This window comes from Saccharopolyspora sp. NPDC000995 (assembly GCF_053599315.1).
Map to the genome: position 1 here is coordinate 1 of NZ_JBSFLZ010000285.1, position 2327 is coordinate 2327.

Sequence of the window (2327 nt, forward strand, 5' to 3'; positions counted from 1 at the left end):
CGCATGGCTCGGGGCCATCGTGGATCGCTACTCCTTCGATGTCGGGCGCTTTCATCCCTTTCCTCATGCCGGTTTACCCCGGCGCTTCCTAGAGCGCTCTCATCTCCTTCTCCATGCCGGTTTATCCCGGCGCTTTCTCGTAGCCGCCATCCACCCACGTCTTCGACACGCTTGGATGCTCAGCAGCCAGACCCAGCACCGCCGAAGCCATCGCCGCCGAACTCGGCATCCTGGTCGGCCACCAGGATCATGACCGGCACCGACCTCGACGCCCTCACCGACGACGAACTGGCCGTCAAAGCCCCCAACATCGCGGTATTCACCCGCACCACCCCAGCACACAAGGCACGCATCGTCCACACGCTGCAGCGCACCGACCGCGTCGTCGTCGTCACCGGCGACGGGACACCTCGCCATAAACCGTCTGGTCACGGTCAAATGGATCAAATGGTGCGACGCGACAGAACCCGGAATCGCAGCGCCGCAACACCGCGGCCCGTGCCGGCGGCCGCATGCTCGCCCGGGACCAGCCGTGTCAGGCCGGACAGCGTCGGATGGTCAGGAACTCTGACCACGAAGTACTCGTCCCGTGTTGTCAACGGAAGGGCTGTCACCTGGTCAGCGCGGATCGTTCACTTAAACGGCGGTTTCCTGTTACGGCAAGTGAAGCTTTGCCGGCTTCGAGGATGCGGATGCCGACAGCGGATCACACTTCTTGACCTGACCGTCTCGAGATCGTTTCTCTATTCTCGGTCCGTGCGGCTGAGCCGCTGTCCGGGCATGCAGATCGAAAGGCGGGCGATGCACGCTTACTACTGTGCGAAGTGCAAAACCGAACAAACGGATCCTACGGATGCGCTGAAGTTTGCGGCCTCGCTCGGCTTGGAGTTGTGGCTGCCGAAGGATGAGGTGACGTTCGACTTTCCCCGCGGCGCGCAGCAGTGCCAGACGGCGATCGAGAATGCGGAATGTGTGATCTGCCAGCCTCCGATAGGCAACGACTGCTCCTGGGAACTCGGATACGCCATCGGGATCGGCAAACCGGTCTACGTCATCGGAACGCTGGCCGAGCAGGACTGGATGACCAAGCTCGGCGTCACGCACGTGGATCCGGTGTCGTTGACTGCCAAGACGAAGTGAGAACCTGCCGTGACTCAGCACCGCCGGCGGCCCACCGGCAAGGTAGTGGGGCGCCGCAGAGTAGCGGCGATCGACTGCGGGACCAACTCGATCCGGATGCTGGTTGCCGACCTCGGTGCCGACGGGCATTTGACGGAAGTCTCGAAACGGTTCGACATCGTCCGTTTGGGGCAGAGAGTCGACGAACAAGGCTCGATCTCCCGCGAATCCCTCGAACGGGCGCGCGCCGTGTTGGCCGAATACGCAGCAATCATCACCACGTCCAGTGTGGAGCGCGTGCGCATGTGCGCCACATGGATCTCCCGACGAGTGTCCAACCACGACGAGTTCCGCACACTGGTCCTAGAGACACTCGGCTGCGCGCCGGAAGGTATCACCAGCGACGAGGAAGCACGGCTCGCTTTCAACGGGGCCACCAGCGGTCTTCCGCAGGCGAGCTACCTGGTCGCCGACATCGGTGGCGGGTCCACACAGCTCGCGCTGGGAACAGCGGGGGTCGCGGACAGGTCCGTCTCCGTCGGCCTGGGCTGCGTACGCCTGACCGAACGCCACCTGCGGTCGGATCCTCCAGCCTCGGGAGAACTCGCGGCGGTACAGGACGAGATCACGGCACTGGCCGATCAGGCGCTGGCCGAACTTCCCGATTTGTCCGGCACTCGGCTTCTCGGCGTCTCCGAAGCAGTCGGCACAATTGCCGCCATCGCGCTTCCCGGACGAAGGCTCCATCACGCACGAATGACCTACGACCAGGTCGATTGCGTGACAGAGCGGGTGTTGGGAATGTCCTTCGCCCAGCGACAAGCGCTGCCCGGAATCCACAAGGGTATGGCCGACGTACTGCCCGTCAGCGCGCTCGGCGTGCGTACGGTAATGCGATGTGCTCAGGCCGAAGACCTGATCATCAGCGAGCACGACATTCTGCATGGAATCGCGTACTCCCTGGAATAAGCGGGATCAGATCCAGATACCGAACAGCATCACGGCAAGCGAGTTCACCGGCGGTCGGCTGGAGGCAGGCGCTTTCGCAGCCAGTGAGTCGTCCGCCGTTCTCGACGCCCGGGCGTCTTGCCTGCTCGAAGTGGTCCCGAGTTAGGCCCGACGATGGCTGCGGTGAGGGGATCTTGGCGCTCATGCACGGGGGTTCACCATTGTTGGAGCAGGAGGCTGAGGGCGGTGGCGGCGGTCGC

General features: G+C 63.6%; 2 protein-coding genes. Both read left to right on the plus strand.

Annotated elements, in window-relative coordinates:
* The first annotated feature begins 249 nt into the window (after positions 1 to 249).
* The gene (locus ACWDKQ_RS35795; RefSeq protein WP_450143176.1) at positions 250 to 1140 is read left to right on the plus strand and encodes a hypothetical protein; all 891 of its coding nucleotides are present in this window, start codon (positions 250 to 252) and stop codon (positions 1138 to 1140) included.
* Between the two features lie 9 nt (positions 1141 to 1149).
* Positions 1150 to 2088, plus strand: a complete 939-nt coding sequence (locus ACWDKQ_RS35800) for a Ppx/GppA phosphatase family protein (protein ID WP_450143177.1) — start codon at positions 1150 to 1152, stop codon at positions 2086 to 2088.
* Positions 2089 to 2327 lie beyond the last annotated feature (239 nt).